This is a genomic window from Hwanghaeella sp. LZ110 (assembly GCF_048892525.1).
In the GTDB taxonomy this organism is placed as follows: Bacteria; Pseudomonadota; Alphaproteobacteria; order UBA8366; family Aestuariispiraceae; genus Pacificispira.
Genome location: NZ_JBLZHT010000001.1, coordinates 589,246 through 603,487, shown reverse-complemented (window position 1 = coordinate 603,487; position 14,242 = coordinate 589,246). Strand labels below are relative to the sequence as shown.

Below are 14,242 nucleotides of genomic sequence, written 5' to 3'. Positions count from 1 at the left end.
CAACAATGAGCAGAACCGTTTTCGTCGTTGATGATGCGACTGATTTCCCCTTCCCCGGTCCCGGACGCGAAGCCATCTCCGCCCATGATTACCTGACACGCTCCAAACCCTATCCCATGCGCACCCGTGTGGTGAATTTGTGCAGCGATTACAGCTATCTGGGTCTTGGATACTATTGCGCCCTGACAGCCGAAGCACGGGGCGACAAAATCATGCCCTCTGCCGAAGCGATGTTATGGGTGGGGTGGAAGCGGATTTACCGCCGCGCGCTCGGCGATATGGAACGCTTTCTGAATAAAGCAATGCGCTCGGCCGCCACCGATGCCCCGACACCATCGATCACAGTATGCTTTGGACTGACCGACGAGCTTCGTTTCAAAACCTTGGCCCGCGCCGTCTTTGATGCGTTTCGGTGCCCGATTGTGCGCATTCAATATGAACGCGGTGAAACCAAAAGGGGGGCGGCCCTGTATCGCATCAAGGATGTCAAAGTCCCCAATTGGAAGACCCTGCCCAATGCCGACCGCGCCTTGTTTGAGCGTGGCCTGGATCATTATACAAAGCGGCACCGGCCAATGCCCACCATTGGTAAATTACCGAAATATCATCTGGCGGTGCTGATCGATCCGAAAGAGGTCATCCCCCCCTCCAGCCCGCTTGCCATACAGCGGCTGACCCGGGTTGGCGCGACAATGGGGGTGAAGGTGGACACAATCGGTCAGCGCGACCTGCCTCGTCTGGCTGAATTTGATGCTCTTTTCATTCGCGAGACGACGGCGTTGGATCACCACACCTACCGCTTTGCCAAACGGGCAGATGCAGAGGGTATTCCCTGCCTGGATGACGCGGCCTCGATTCTGCGCTGCACCAACAAGGTCTATCTGGCGGAACTGTTCCGAACCCATAATATCCCGTCCCCCAAAACAGTGATCATCGATAGGACCAATCTGGAAAAAGTCTCAACCGACTGTGACTATCCCATCGTTCTGAAAGTGCCGGATGGTGCCTTTTCCAAGGGTGTGAAGCGGGCCGACACGCCAGCCCAGATGATCCAACTGGGCCGGGAAATGCTGAACCATTCCAGCCTGATCCTGGGCCAGGAATATCTGCGCACCGACTATGACTGGCGCATTGGCATCCTGAACAATCAGCCAATCTTTGCGTCGAAATATATGATGGCGCGCGGTCATTGGCAGATTATCAACCACGCCAAAAAAGGCGAACCGGATCAGGGAGGCTTTGAAACCGTTGAAATCGATGCAGTCCCGCCCAGCATCCTAAAGGCAGCCCTGGCCGCCGCCGCCCCCATCGGCAATGGCCTATATGGTGTGGATGCCAAATTGATTGGCGACCGCGCCGTGGTGATTGAAGTAAACGACAATCCAAACCTGGATGCAGGAGTCGAAGATAAGCTGCTGAAAGATGAATTATGGCGGATTATTTTGAATGATTTCATTCGCAGAATTGAGGCTGTGCGATAAAAACCTCAAAACACCGTCACCCAACTCTGGTGAAACCCCGAAAGCTTTGCTATAGCGCTCCCTACCGGTCACAGAACCGGTCGGTGGGCCTGTAGCTCAGCTGGTTAGAGCGGACCGCTCATAACGGTTTGGTCGCGGGTTCAAGTCCTGCCAGGCCCACCATTCTGTTTATCGGGGCCCAGCGCATATCCTCCCGCCCGGTAAATCAGAACCCCGGATTGGGGGGCAGTCCAGATTCGCGTTGATACATTTAAAACCCTTTGATCCCTTCGGGCGATCAGGGCGTCGCCCTTGTCTTTTACCCCCAGGGCCATGGCTACAGCCTGGATGTTCGACCGGACGTCTTCGAAACCTTCAGCGCGATGTAGGGATATGCCCTGCTTTGGCTGGTTTATTTATTGGGCGATTCAAACTGGCAAACAGTCGTCAAAAGACAGTTAAAGACGCTCCGAGGGCTCACGCCATCATTGCCGCAGGAGGTCGGTGGCTGGACGCCGCCTGAGCCGCTGCCGCCACCGCACCGGAAAATCGGGCCTCCGCCTCTTCGGGCGTGTATCGGGCGCGAGAGACAGCAACATTAATCGCGCCAACGGGAGCGCCGGTGCTGTCGATGATCGCCGATGCGATAGAGATATCACCCAGAAAATATTCTTCAAATGCGGTCGAATAACCGCGCTTTGCTGAAACCGCGATCTTCTGCAGCAACGCATCCCTGTCACAGGTCGTATGCTGCGTGAATGCCTTTAAGGACGATGCATTGATCACGTCTTCTGCTGCTTCCGGATTGAGCCGCGACAGCATCGCAATACCTGGCGCAGAACAATAGGCGGGCATCCGCGTTCCGATAACGACGTCGGTTGCCAAAACATGACGACTGGGATAGCGCGAGATAAAGACAATATCGGTGCCTTCCAGGATCGTAAGATTGACGGTTTCCTCCGTCTCTTTACTGAGATGTATGAGGTAAGGCTGGGTTCGCCGAATGAATTCATTGCTGTTCAGATAGAAGTTTGTCAGTTGCAGAACCTTAACGCTTAAAACCCAACTGTTCGTGTTTTGAAAGCGTTCAATATAGCCCAGTTTCGCCAGGGTATGCATAAACCTCTGCGCAGCGCTCTTGCCAATCTGAGTCTTGGCGGTGACTTCTGCCAGCGTACAGGGCGTGCCGCTGTTGCCGATCGCGTTCAAGACCCGAAACGCCTTTTCGACAGACTGAACCATCAGCAGATCAGGGTCCGATCCTGCTTCGTCACTCCCTCCCCCACGGTTGCCTGATGCCTTAACCATATTTCTAGATGGATTACTCAAAATGCGCGCTCCCTGACCTTATTCTCATCTCGGATTACTCTTCGCGGACTATATTCCATATTTGATACGTTGCATCGTATTGCGATATAATGTATCGAATTCAAATGCAAACTTTGTGCACCCAAACTCACCAGAGGTTACAGGTCCAATCATGACATTGCCAATACTAACAGAAGTCAGAGACGAAATCGGTTTCATCACACTGAACAAGCCGCATATTTTGAATGCGTGGGACAGGCCGATGCGTGACCTGCTGGTCAATAGTCTGGAAACCTTTGAGGCCGATCCGGCAATCAAGGCGATCATTCTGACAGGCGCGGGGGATCGTGCTTTTGGTGCCGGGCAGGACCTAAACGAGACCAAAACCTTCGATTCAAAAAATGCGGAAGATTGGATTGAAGAATGGCGACGCCTGTATGGAACGATCAGATCCCTAACGAAACCGCTGGTTTGTGCGCTGAACGGGTTGGCGGCAGGATCCGCCTTCCAAGTCACACTCTTGGCCGATCTTCGGGTTGGTCATGCGGATGTAAAGATGGGACAGCCAGAGATCAATTCTGGTCTGCCAACCGCAACTGGTTCGTGGATCATGCGAGAACTTATCGGTCTTTCCCGGACCATTGATCTGACCCTTACAGGCCGAATGGTCCCGGCTGACGAATGTTTGGCCATGGGCCTGCTGAGCCGCATTGTCCCAAAGGAGCAAGTCATGGACGCCGCGATAGCGCTGGCCCGGGAACTTGGCGAGAAAGCACCTATCGCCATGCGCCTGAACAAGCGGCGATTCCAGGAAATGACTGAGGCGTCGTTTCAGGAAACCATGTCCGCAGCCTCGCGCATTCATTCAGAAGCTTATGGTACCGGCGAGCCAAGCATGATGATGGAGCGCTTTCTGAAGAAGACAGAACGGAAGGGCTGAGTTATGGCGGGTGTCAGTGAATTTCTTCGTAATACCGGACCGATGAATGACGCGGAATCTACCGCAAATCCAGCCTCGGTTGATATAACATTGGGGGCGGCGTTCAAAGAAAAAGCCACTCAAGAACCAGATGCAGTTTATGCCGTATTTGAAGGCGTAACGATTACTTTTGGGGACCTGGATCATCGCTCTGATGCAATTGCGAAGGTGATCCGAGACAAGGGTGCTATCCCAGGTGATCGCATCATCACAATGCTTGTGAACAGTCCGGACTGTCTGGCGTTAATATTTGGCATTGTAAAGGCAGGCATGGTTTGGGTACCTGTTAATGTCAATCAGCGTGGCGAAGGTTTGAAAGCAATCTTCGAAAATTGTGATCCGCGCCTGGCTATCATAGAAACCGAATTGGCGGGCGTGCTCTCCGATAGCGGGATCGAATTAGGGCGGGACGCCCTTATACTTCACGATGAAGAGGTCGGGCTGGCGTTTGCTGAACAAGGGCAGACGGCATCTATGCCGTATTCGGTGCCGAATGCGAAACCGGATCAGCATTTCGCCCTGATGTATACGTCCGGCACAACGGGGCCGCCAAAGGGCGTTATCGTGACACATAGAATGTTCCGATTGGCCGCAGAATCCTCGATTCTGGTTTCCGATGCGCAGGATCATGACATTTTTTTTATGTGGGAACCTTTGTATCATATTGGCGGGGCACAGCTATTGTACCTCCCCGTCTTAAAAGCCATGCATCTGCATATGGTTAAACGCTTCAGCGCGAGCCGATTCTGGCAGCAGGTCCGGGACAGTGGGGCAACCCAGATCCATTATCTTGGTGGCATTCTTCAAATGCTGTTGGCCCAACCTGAAACCAATCAGGACACGGATCACAAAGTGCGCATAGCCTGGGGTGCGGGATGTCAAACCGACACATTCGCCCTGTTTACAAAGCGTTTCAATGTGGCAATCCGCGAATGCTATGGCATGACGGAAGCCTCAAGCATCACAACCTATTCCACGTCAACACAGCCGGGTGTCGTCGGCAAACCTGTGCCGTGGTTTGATGTACAAATCCGCGATGAACATGACCAGATTGTCCCAAATGGTCAGAAGGGGCAGATCGTTGTCTCCCAGAAAACATCAGGGGGGCTGTTTCCCGGATATTTTCGGCAAGCGGATGCAACCAGGAAAGCACTGCAGAACGGTACACTTTACACAGGTGACCTGGGATCCCTGGACGAAGCAGGCATGCTGCGATTCCATGGCAGACAATCCGACAGCGTGCGGTGTCGGGGAGAAAATATTTCTGCATGGGAAGTTGAACATGTCGTCCTGAAGCATCCCGCTGTTGAAGAATGCGCCATTATCGGTGTCGCGGCCCAGATCGGCGAACAGGATATAAAGCTGTTTGTGCGTCTGAAGGATGGGGAAAGTTTATCCCAGGATGCGCTGTGCGATTGGCTGGAACCCAGATTGGCAAAATATATGATGCCTCGCTATGTGGTCTTTGCCGATGACTTTGAGCGCACCGGCAGTCAGCGAATAATTAAACGCAAACTGTCCAGCGAGATAGCAGGATGTTGGGACCGTCTGGCCCTGTCGAAAAGTGCCTGAGGGCATGAGACCTTTCACATTGAATCGCACCACACCAATGAAAATCAAACAATGAGCAGATCAAGCAGACCCTTAGAAATTATATGAATTGCAGTTGCGCGATACATTGTATCGGTATACAGTACATTCCTATTGCGATACGTTGTATCGAAATACGGTGAAAATAAGTAAGGCAGCTATGTCTTATTTGACGTCAAACCTGGAGATATCTGATGAATACTCCCGCCTTCGAGATTCGGCCTTGCACCAACGTTCTTGGCGCAGAAATCCTTGGTATCGATTTATCCAAGCCTTTGTCTTCAGAGACCGTGGATCTGTTGCGGAAGACTTTGTTTGATCGCGGGGTGATTTTTTTCCGTGATCAGGACTTAACGCCAGAACAGCACATCGCCTTTGCACAGCGGTTTGGCGAAATCGACATCAATCGTTTCTTTACGCCCGTGGAAGGTTATCCATCCATTGCCGAAGTCCGAAAAGACCCTGATCAGGTATCAAACATCGGTGGCGGTTGGCATACGGATCACAGCTACGATCTTGCGCCGGCCTTGGGGTCTATTTTGTATGCGCGCGAGCTTCCCCCATGCGGTGGCGACACATTATATGCAAGCATGTATGCAGCCTATGATGGGCTATCTGATGGTCTAAAAAAGACACTGGAAGGCTTATGTGCGCTGCATTCAAGTCGGCATGTCTTTGGCGAAGGGCGGACACGCGAATGGGGTGATCTTAAAGGTCGCCTTCAGAATATGGGCGCTGCAACACAGGACTCCATTCATCCGATTGTGGTCCGTCACCCGGAATCCGGGCGCAAGGCACTGTATGTGAATCCAGACTTTACCGTTGGTATTCATGGTTGGACGCAGAAAGAGTCTGCCCCCCTGCTGGAATACCTCTATCAGCACGCCGCACGCCCAGAATATTGTTACAGATTTGTTTGGGGCCCAGGGTCCATAGCATTCTGGGATAACCGGGCAACCTGGCACTATGCCGTGAACGACTATTCCGGCGTCCGCCGACTGATGCATCGCATTACCCTGGCCGGTGTCACCCTGACACCAGACAGCATTGATCTGAGCGCCGAACAAAATCGGGCCTCAGCGTAAACCAGAACCGTCCAAACAAATGAACAAGAACGGTCCCCTTTATTCGACATTGAACAGGAGAAATGTACATGACCCGTTTTTCAAGACGTCAATTCCTTGCAACCACAGCAACCGCTTCCGCCGTGCTGGCGCTGCCAAATATCGCCCGGGCAGATGGTAAAACGCTAACCATCGTCTCATGGGGCGGAGCCTATCAAAAGGCGCAGAGCGAGGAAGTCTGGCAGCCCGCCGCCAAGAAACTTGGCATTGAGCTTATTGAAGAGACCTATAATGGTCTTGCCGACATTCGCCTGCGTGTCCGGTCCGGTGCGGTATCCTGGGACATTGTCAGCATCGGTGCTGGTGGCGCTGCCCGCGCCGCTGCGGAAGACCTGCTGACGCCCATTGACTATTCCGTCGTGCAGACAGAAAACCTGATGCCCGACTATGCCTCAAAGAACTGGTTGGGCGGGGATCTGTACTCAACTGCTCTTGCCTGGCGAAGCGATGTATACGGGGATAATGCCCCGCAAAACTGGGCTGATTTCTGGGATGTTGAAAAGTTCCCCGGAAAGCGCGCCTACCGAAATCAATCTCTAGGTCATCTAGAGCCCGCGCTGCTTGCGGAAGGCGTCGCCGCCGAGGATGTTTACAAAGAACTCTCAACCGATGCCGGTCTGAAGGAAGCCATCAACAAGATCGCCTCCCTTAAGCCGCACATTGCCACATTCTGGGCATCCGGTGCGCATCAGGCACAATATCTTAAAGACGGTGTGATCGATATGACCTCTGCATGGAGTGGCCAGATCATTCCGTTGATCGAAGCGGGCCAGCCTATTGATCTGACCTTCAACCAAGCCATTCTGGATGCGGATGCCTATGTTGTTCCAAAAGGCGCACCCAGTGAAAAACTGGCTATGGCGTTCTTGAATGAAATCTCCAAAGCGGAATACCAGGCGGCATTTTCAAACAGAATGCCTTATGGTGCAGTGAACGAACTGGCCTATACCAGCGGTGCTATTTCAGAAGAACGGGCTAAGCTGCTGCCGTCATCACCAAAGAATGTGGCAACCCAGTTGAGCCTGAATTCTGAGTGGTGGAAAGAAAATCAAACCCGTGCCGAAAAGCTGTATCAGGAAATGATCACCGCTTAAGGAATGATGTGAATTTGGTGGGGAGCAAGGACCGGGTTCTATGAAGGAAGATGTGTCGTTAAAATCTGCGATGTCGTTAAGCATCGTTGATATTGTTAAACAGTATGGCAGCTTCCGGGCCCTGGATTCGGTTTCTGTAGATGTTGCACCAGGAGAGTTTTTGACTCTTCTGGGGCCATCTGGATCCGGTAAGACAACATTGCTGATGGCAATCGCTGGGTTTGTGCGTCCCGACAGCGGGCATATTCATCTTACCGGCCAGGAAATTACGCGCCTTGCTCCCTATCGCCGCGGTATCGGCGTTATGTTTCAGAATTATGCGTTGTTTCCCCACAAGACAGTCGCTGAAAACATTGCCTATCCATTGTGGCTGCGGCGGGTTCCAAAAGACGAACGAAACAAAAGGGTCAAAGAATCCTTGGAACTGGTGCAATTGGCGGAATATGGGGATCGAACGATTGATGCGCTCTCCGGCGGGCAAAGGCAGCGTGTTGCCTTGGCGCGCGCAACCGTATTCAAGCCACGAATCCTTTTAATGGATGAACCGCTTTCTGCCTTGGACAAACGCTTGCGCGAAGAGATGCAGGTGGAATTGCGTAATTTGCACCGAAAACTGGAAATGACCACAATTTGCGTTACCCATGATCAGCGCGAAGCCCTGACAATGTCAGATCAAATCGCCATCATGGAAAAAGGGCGAATTGTTCAAAAAGGGGCGCCACGAGACGTGTACGAGCGACCCGTGAATGCCTTCGTTGCGAATTTCATCGGTGAATCCTGTCTGCTTCCGGTGGATATCCAAAATGGAAAAACTACATTCCGGCAGCACCCAATTCTCTTAAATGATCCACCAAAACTAGAAGGTCGTCACAACCTGCTGGTTCGTCCAGAAAAACTGCGGCTGTTGGGCCAGGAAACACCGGATGACGTGAACATCTTCAAGGGCAAGGTAGATGACCTTGTCTATGAAGGGGAAAGTGTCGTGTTTCAAATCAACATTGAAGACGGGTACTCGCTGCGCATTCGCATGTTGTTGAATGAACATGCCGCCCAAGGTTTTACTATTCCAGAAATCGGGTCGACAGTGCAATTGGGTCTGCACAAGAAAAACAGCGTTCTAGTACCCGGAAATGCGGGGTAACGATGTCGGTTGATCACGCCCTATCTGGTGTCGACAATGCCGCGGACCTGCGCAGCGACGCACGAATGGAGACTATTCTTCGATTTGGCCTGGTTTTTCCCGCACTGCTTCTGATCGGGGCCGTGGTTATGGTGCCCGTAGGGTTGTTAACTTTCCTGTCCTTTACGGATGATACGGGGGCTTTTTCATTTGAAAACTATATCAGGTTGGTGGACAGCCCCACTTATTTACGGGTGTTTCTGACGACCTTCAGGGTCTCATTGCTTACATCTGTGATATGTCTGATTCTGGGAACCCCTCTGGCCTATTTTCTCAGTCAGCTCAGGCCGCGCATTGCCAATATTTTGTTGTTGGCGGTTCTGTTGCCGTTGTGGACATCCGTTTTGGTGCGAACTTACGCATGGCTGATAATCCTGCAACGCAACGGGCTCGTTAATCAGGCTGGTATGGAACTGGGGATTTTGCAGGAGCCTCTGGCGCTGTCCTTCAATGAACTGGGTGCAGTTATCGGCACAATGCATATCATGCTGCCTTACATGGTTCTTCCAATTTACGCGGCAATGCGAAAGATTGATATGAATCTGGTACAGGCCGCAGCCAGCATGGGGGCACGGCCGCTGACAGCTTTCTGGTCCGTTTTCCTGCCGCTTGCAGCGCCTGGAATAGCCGCCGGTGTATTGATCGTATTTGTTCTCTGCCTTGGTTTCTACGTCGTCCCTGAAATACTGGGAGGCGGAAAAGTCGTAATGCTGGCCATGCAAATTGCCAGTGATGTGCAGCTTTTCTACAACTGGGGGGCAGCTGGTGCCCTGGGCGTTGTTCTGATGATCGCGACCGTGTTCATCATGGCAATTGCCAAAAAGCTGACCCCTTAAAGGAGCGGAACCGTGTTGCGCGTCCCCAAATTGCTGACTCTGTTTGCCGTTGTCATTTTGGCCTTCTTAACAGGCCCCACCCTGTTGATTGTGCCTATGTCATTTTCTGGAAATGCGTTTCTGGAATTTCCCCCCAACAGTTGGTCCATACAATGGCATGAACAGTATCTGAATTCATCGGAATGGATGTCAGCGACGCTTGTTTCAATACAAGTAGCCTTGGCCAATGTCGTCGTGTCCCTGGTTTTAGGGACTATGGCCGCGTACGGTCTGCAGACGGGGCGGTTCGCACAGCATAACATTATTTTTGCGCTGTTGATGACGCCAATCATTTTCCCGGTAATCCTTCTGGCGATTGGCAGTTTCTACCTGTATTCGCAACTCGGAATGCTCAATGGCAAACTGGCGCTTGTCTTGTCGCATGCGGCGCTATCGATTCCGGTTGTTGTTATTTTTATGAGCGCCGCCTTCAGAAGCTATGACTTCAACCAGGAACGTGTTGCCGCCAGCCTTGGTGCCAATCGGTTCATCGCTTTCTTCACGATTACACTGCCACAGATTAAATTTTCACTATTCTCCGCAGGACTGTTTGCGTTTCTGACGTCCTTTGACGAAGTTGTCATTTCCATTTTTGTCGCTGGTGGTAAAGCGACAACCCTCACCAAGAGAATGTTCAATTCCTTAAGAGATATTATGGACCCTACTGTCGCAGCAATTTCGACATGGGTGTTGGTACTGACATGCATTCTGCTGCTTTTGTCTCAAATCAAAACGGATAAGGCTAATTAGGAGAGTGTTCCCGAATGGGCTCCGGCATTCTCCTTCTCCCTTTTCGATAAGCGCGTCAATCCATGCGCATCATGACGGTCATGCGGCCCTGCTGCACCGAAACACCGTCTTGATTGAAAACATCGAAAAGAAACCGTGTGATTGCACGGCCTGGCTTCGACGTCGCGCGTGTATCTTCGACTGTCAATCTTGCTCGAATGGTATCGCCAATCTTAACCGGTTTGGCAAAATCCCAGTTCAAATTCAGCAGACCCACCACCCTATCCCCGAAGAATCCGGTTTGGGTAGCCATCCCAATCATTGCTGACATCGTCAATGGACCATGTGCGATCCGCGCGCCATATGGCGTGGAGTGTGCGAACACATCATCCATATGGATCGGGGTGAAGTCCCCCACCAGCCCGGCGAAGGTGTGGATATCACATTCCCCTATTGTCCTGCCGGCTGTCACAACGGTTTGTCCGACCGTCAGCATAGGTTTTAAGTCACTCATGTATCTGTCCCATCTGCACCATAACCTCAATCTCGTGACGCAGGATTTTACCGGTCGTGCTGCGAGGAAAGGCATCGTAAGACATAAAGTAAACACCCCTGGGGCGCTTATAACCAGCCAAAGCGCCGCGGCAGAGGGAATCAACGTCGGCCTCTGTCAATTCCTTGTCCGCGCGCGCGATACAGGCGATGGGAATTTCTCCCCAATGGGCATCTTTTCGCCGAATCACCACAGCTTCGCGTATGCGCTTATCTGATAACAGAACCCGCTCTATTTCTGCCGGATAAATGTTCTCGCCACCAGATTTGATCATGTATTTCGCGCGATCCACAAAATCGAAACCACCGTTGACGGATCGTTGAAACAAATCTCCCATTCGGAACCATCCGCCCTGAAAATCCCGCCGGTTCACATCATCAGCATTCCAGTAACCACTAAAGACAGTGGGCCCTCTTACAGCGACCTCGCCCGGGGTGCCATAGGGAACATCATGGCCATCCGGATCCAACAAACGCACATCACATAAAGAGCTTTGTATCTTAGAAAGGGTTTCAGGCATCTCCCCCGGCGGAATTAACATAGCCGATGCCGGCGCAAGTCCGGTTTCCGTGGCGCCAAAACTGTTCAAATAAGGCGCATTGGTCAGACGGGAGAGTTTTGCCGCCAAGCTGAGCGGGACCAGATCGATCATAGCCCCGACAGCCCGAATACTCTTGGCACATCGACCTGACTTTTCCAATATTTCCACTACCGGCTCAATGGACCCTGGCATCAGCAGCATCCATCCGATGGCGTGCTGTTCCATTATGTCAACGATCCGATCAGCGTTAAACCCATCCACAATATGGACGGTTGCCCCCGACATTAACGCCCCCAAAACTTGATCTGTGGAGCCCATATGGAACATTGGCGCCCAGGCGACAAAACCATCCTCGCGCGTAACATTCAGGTCCATGCGCAGGACGGCCATACGTGCGATTTCCGCGCGATGGCTGATTAAGGCGCCCTTGGGAAGGCCCGTTGTTCCGCTGGTGTAGAGAATGACCAAGCCATCTTCCGGATCAACATTCCCACTATTCGCCAACGGCTCAACCTGGCGCGAAGCCTGTTCATATGCATCACCCAGCGTCAGGCATGTCACCAAACCAGTATCCAAGCGGTTGATAGCCTCTTGATATCGTTCTGATACGATCACCAAACTGGGGGAGACCAGATTTATGCAATGACGCAATTCATCATCGGCCAATCGCCAATTCTGACAGGCAACAATTGCGCCGATCATGGCAGCGGCCAACTCGATTTCTGCATATTCGTGCCGGTTCTCAGCCATCAGGGCAATCCGCTGACCCGGCATGATACCCAATCCGCGCAGCATTGCTGCCGTGCGACGCACACGATCCTGAAGCACACTATATGTCCAGGTTTCGTTCAGCTGACTGATAGCAACTCCATTTGGGTTACGTGCAACCTGCGCGGCAAAAAGCTCATAGACGGACAAGCTGCCTGTCCGGATAACATCGTCGGTTACAGGACGCCCGTTTCGCGCTGCCACAGTCGTCCCCTCCTCGGTCAAGTCCAAGTTGCCGTCTCTGCAATGGCCGTACGATATTCCTCACCCAGCCGACGACACAGGTCAGCAGCGCCGGGCACATCTGTAATACTCCCGACCCCCTGCCCCGCCGCCCAAACCGTCTTCCAGGCTTTGACCTCGCTGGTGCCAAAGTTGTAGCCTTCTGGCTTTGTTAAATCATCTGGATCAATACCCGCAGCCCGAATGCTGTCGCGCAGAAAATTCCCATCCACGCCGCTGATCGCCGGCGTGTACATAATATCGCTCGCCTGAGACGCGCAGATCATTTCCTTTTGGGCTTCTGGTGCCAGACATTCCCGTGTCGCCAGGAAACGTGTGCCGATATAGGCCAGGTCGGCGCCTAACATCCGTGCCACGGCGATATGACGCCCGGTTGAGAGGGCACCGCCCAGAATGATCGTACCCGCAAATATTTGCCGGATTTCAGGAACCAATGCAAATGCGCTCAATGTGCTGGCATGCCCGCCAGCACCGGAACAAACCGCGATAATGCCATCCACGCCGGCTTCCACCGCCTTCCTGGCATGACGGATATTAATAACGTCATGAAAAACGAGACCACCATAGGCATGGACCGCTTCCACCACTTTATCATTCGCCCCTAGAGAGGTGATAACAATCGGCACCTTTTGTTCAACCGTGACGGCCAAATCAGCCTCTAAACGCGGATTACTGCGATGAACCACCAGATTAACGGCAAAGGGCGCAACCGGGTTTCCGGCCTGCTGCCTTATAACATCAAGTCTTTTTTGAATGTCCTTCAACCAGTCTCGGTACCCTTCTGTGGTGCGTTGATTCAAGGCAGGGAAAGATCCGATTACCCCCGATCGGCAGGTCTCCACAACCAGGTCAGGGCCAGAGCATAGAAACATCGGGGCGGAAATAGCAGGGATTGACAATTGGCCCTTTAGAGCGTCGGGCAACGGCATGCTGTTACTCCTTAAAATAGTCCGGCTTCCCGATTGTCCAGGTTTCTCCCCAATGCTGGCCACCACCAGCAACATGCAGGACCTCACCGGTAATATAGCTTCCCGAACTCCCTCCCAGATAGGCGCAGGCCTCGGCAATTTCCCAGGGGGACCCATTGCGCATCATCGGGTTGGAACGATGATACAAGGCACGGGCTTCGGGGGAATAGACCTTCCACCCCTCGGTCTCTATCGCGCCAGGGGCAATACAGTTCACCCGAATATCCAATGGGGCCCATTCCACAGCGAGATTCTGACTAAGGCCGATTACCCCAGCCCTGGCAGCAATGGTATGCGCAACACCATAAAGGCCATGGCGGGTTACCACCACGATATTAACAATGGAGCCCTTGGATTCAGTATCACGCCAAAACTGAGCAGCCGCCTGCATCATGAACCATGTGCCGGTCAGGTTAGTAGCGATTACGGCATTCCAACCCTTTTCAGAAAAGTCGATGGCCGCCTGCGGAAACTGTCCCCCCGCACTGTTGATCAGCAAATCAAGCTGCCCGAATTTTTCTCTGACATGGCGAAAAAGGTCCTGAACGTCGCCTTGCTGACGGATATCCAGGGCAATTGTTTCTGCAACAATCTCCTTTTCCGCCAGAGCAGTGGCAAGGGAGTCCAACCGATCCTGCTTGCGTCCGACAAGAATAAGTCTGGCTCCAAGTCGCCCCAGCAACCACGCCGCCGCCCGGCCAAGCCCTCCTGCCGCCCCGGAAATCAGAACCGTTTTGCCCTGAAATGAACCCGGCGCATAAACAGTTGGATGAACTGCCAGATCGGCATCGCTCATCCCGATCACGGTATCAGCTGCTTGCTCCGTCATT

General features: G+C 52.6%; 13 protein-coding genes and 1 tRNA gene. 9 read left to right on the top strand and 5 right to left on the bottom strand.

The window, feature by feature from the left end; all coding sequences use genetic code 11:
• Positions 1-5: 5 nt before the first annotated feature.
• Positions 6-1,481 (top strand): RimK family protein, encoded by a 1,476-nt coding sequence (locus tag ACOSDM_RS02605; protein WP_420722919.1) that lies wholly within the window; start codon positions 6-8, stop codon positions 1,479-1,481.
• A gap of 85 nt (positions 1,482-1,566) precedes the next feature.
• Positions 1,567-1,643, top strand: a tRNA-Ile gene (locus ACOSDM_RS02600).
• A gap of 294 nt (positions 1,644-1,937) precedes the next feature.
• Here the strand turns inward: ACOSDM_RS02600 and ACOSDM_RS02595 are convergent.
• Positions 1,938-2,789, bottom strand: coding sequence for an IclR family transcriptional regulator (locus ACOSDM_RS02595; RefSeq protein WP_420722918.1), 852 nt, complete (start codon positions 2,787-2,789; stop codon positions 1,938-1,940).
• Positions 2,790-2,940: 151 nt separating this feature from the next.
• Between ACOSDM_RS02595 and ACOSDM_RS02590 the strand changes: the two genes are divergently transcribed.
• From ACOSDM_RS02590 to ACOSDM_RS02560, 7 genes are all read left to right on the top strand, one after another.
• Positions 2,941-3,708 carry an enoyl-CoA hydratase/isomerase family protein gene (locus tag ACOSDM_RS02590; RefSeq protein ID WP_420722917.1) on the top strand — a complete coding sequence of 256 codons (768 nt, stop codon included), beginning with the start codon at positions 2,941-2,943 and terminating at the stop codon, positions 3,706-3,708.
• Positions 3,709-3,711: 3 nt separating this feature from the next.
• Positions 3,712-5,319, top strand: coding sequence for an AMP-binding protein (locus tag ACOSDM_RS02585; protein WP_420722916.1), 1,608 nt, complete (start codon positions 3,712-3,714; stop codon positions 5,317-5,319).
• A 212-nt stretch (positions 5,320-5,531) separates the two neighbouring features.
• On the top strand, positions 5,532-6,422 hold the full coding sequence (locus ACOSDM_RS02580; RefSeq protein WP_420722915.1) for a TauD/TfdA dioxygenase family protein: 891 nt from the start codon (positions 5,532-5,534) through the stop codon (positions 6,420-6,422).
• Positions 6,423-6,490: 68 nt separating this feature from the next.
• Positions 6,491-7,555, top strand: a complete 1,065-nt coding sequence (locus ACOSDM_RS02575) for an ABC transporter substrate-binding protein (protein ID WP_420722914.1) — start codon at positions 6,491-6,493, stop codon at positions 7,553-7,555.
• Positions 7,556-7,595: 40 nt separating this feature from the next.
• The gene (locus ACOSDM_RS02570; protein ID WP_420722913.1) at positions 7,596-8,696 is read left to right on the top strand and encodes an ABC transporter ATP-binding protein; all 1,101 of its coding nucleotides are present in this window, start codon (positions 7,596-7,598) and stop codon (positions 8,694-8,696) included.
• A gap of 2 nt (positions 8,697-8,698) precedes the next feature.
• Positions 8,699-9,571 carry an ABC transporter permease gene (locus ACOSDM_RS02565; RefSeq protein WP_420722912.1) on the top strand — a complete coding sequence of 291 codons (873 nt, stop codon included), beginning with the start codon at positions 8,699-8,701 and terminating at the stop codon, positions 9,569-9,571.
• 12 nt (positions 9,572-9,583) lie between these two features.
• Positions 9,584-10,360 carry an ABC transporter permease gene (locus ACOSDM_RS02560; protein WP_420722911.1) on the top strand — a complete coding sequence of 259 codons (777 nt, stop codon included), beginning with the start codon at positions 9,584-9,586 and terminating at the stop codon, positions 10,358-10,360.
• Positions 10,361-10,415: 55 nt separating this feature from the next.
• Here the strand turns inward: ACOSDM_RS02560 and ACOSDM_RS02555 are convergent, their stop codons facing one another.
• Genes ACOSDM_RS02555 through ACOSDM_RS02540 form a run of 4 tightly spaced genes read right to left on the bottom strand, consistent with a single transcriptional unit; the run spans position 10,416 to position 14,241 of the window.
• Positions 10,416-10,853, bottom strand: coding sequence for a MaoC/PaaZ C-terminal domain-containing protein (locus tag ACOSDM_RS02555; RefSeq protein WP_420722910.1), 438 nt, complete (start codon positions 10,851-10,853; stop codon positions 10,416-10,418).
• Positions 10,846-12,405, bottom strand: a complete 1,560-nt coding sequence (locus tag ACOSDM_RS02550; RefSeq protein WP_420722909.1) for a class I adenylate-forming enzyme family protein — start codon at positions 12,403-12,405, stop codon at positions 10,846-10,848. Before ACOSDM_RS02550 ends, ACOSDM_RS02555 begins: the two co-directional genes overlap by 8 nt.
• A gap of 17 nt (positions 12,406-12,422) precedes the next feature.
• Positions 12,423-13,373 (bottom strand): NAD(P)H-dependent flavin oxidoreductase, encoded by a 951-nt coding sequence (locus ACOSDM_RS02545; RefSeq protein ID WP_420722908.1) that lies wholly within the window; start codon positions 13,371-13,373, stop codon positions 12,423-12,425.
• Between the two features lie 4 nt (positions 13,374-13,377).
• Positions 13,378-14,241 (bottom strand): SDR family oxidoreductase, encoded by an 864-nt coding sequence (locus ACOSDM_RS02540; protein ID WP_420722907.1) that lies wholly within the window; start codon positions 14,239-14,241, stop codon positions 13,378-13,380.
• Between the last annotated feature and the right edge of the window lies 1 nt (position 14,242).

What these genes read in the sequence shown, in the direction of transcription:
- ACOSDM_RS02605 (WP_420722919.1), top strand. Translation starts at nt 6, where the DNA reads ATGAGCAGAACCGTTTTCGTCGTTGATGATGCGACTGATTTCCCCTTC.
- ACOSDM_RS02590 (WP_420722917.1), top strand. Translation starts at nt 2,941, where the DNA reads ATGACATTGCCAATACTAACAGAAGTCAGAGACGAAATCGGTTTCATC.
- ACOSDM_RS02585 (WP_420722916.1), top strand. Translation starts at nt 3,712, where the DNA reads ATGGCGGGTGTCAGTGAATTTCTTCGTAATACCGGACCGATGAATGAC.
- ACOSDM_RS02580 (WP_420722915.1), top strand. Translation starts at nt 5,532, where the DNA reads ATGAATACTCCCGCCTTCGAGATTCGGCCTTGCACCAACGTTCTTGGC.
- ACOSDM_RS02575 (WP_420722914.1), top strand. Translation starts at nt 6,491, where the DNA reads ATGACCCGTTTTTCAAGACGTCAATTCCTTGCAACCACAGCAACCGCT.
- ACOSDM_RS02570 (WP_420722913.1), top strand. Translation starts at nt 7,596, where the DNA reads ATGAAGGAAGATGTGTCGTTAAAATCTGCGATGTCGTTAAGCATCGTT.
- ACOSDM_RS02565 (WP_420722912.1), top strand. Translation starts at nt 8,699, where the DNA reads ATGTCGGTTGATCACGCCCTATCTGGTGTCGACAATGCCGCGGACCTG.
- ACOSDM_RS02555 (WP_420722910.1), bottom strand. Translation starts at nt 10,853, where the DNA reads ATGAGTGACTTAAAACCTATGCTGACGGTCGGACAAACCGTTGTGACA.
- ACOSDM_RS02545 (WP_420722908.1), bottom strand. Translation starts at nt 13,373, where the DNA reads ATGCCGTTGCCCGACGCTCTAAAGGGCCAATTGTCAATCCCTGCTATT.
- ACOSDM_RS02540 (WP_420722907.1), bottom strand. Translation starts at nt 14,241, where the DNA reads ATGACGGAGCAAGCAGCTGATACCGTGATCGGGATGAGCGATGCCGAT.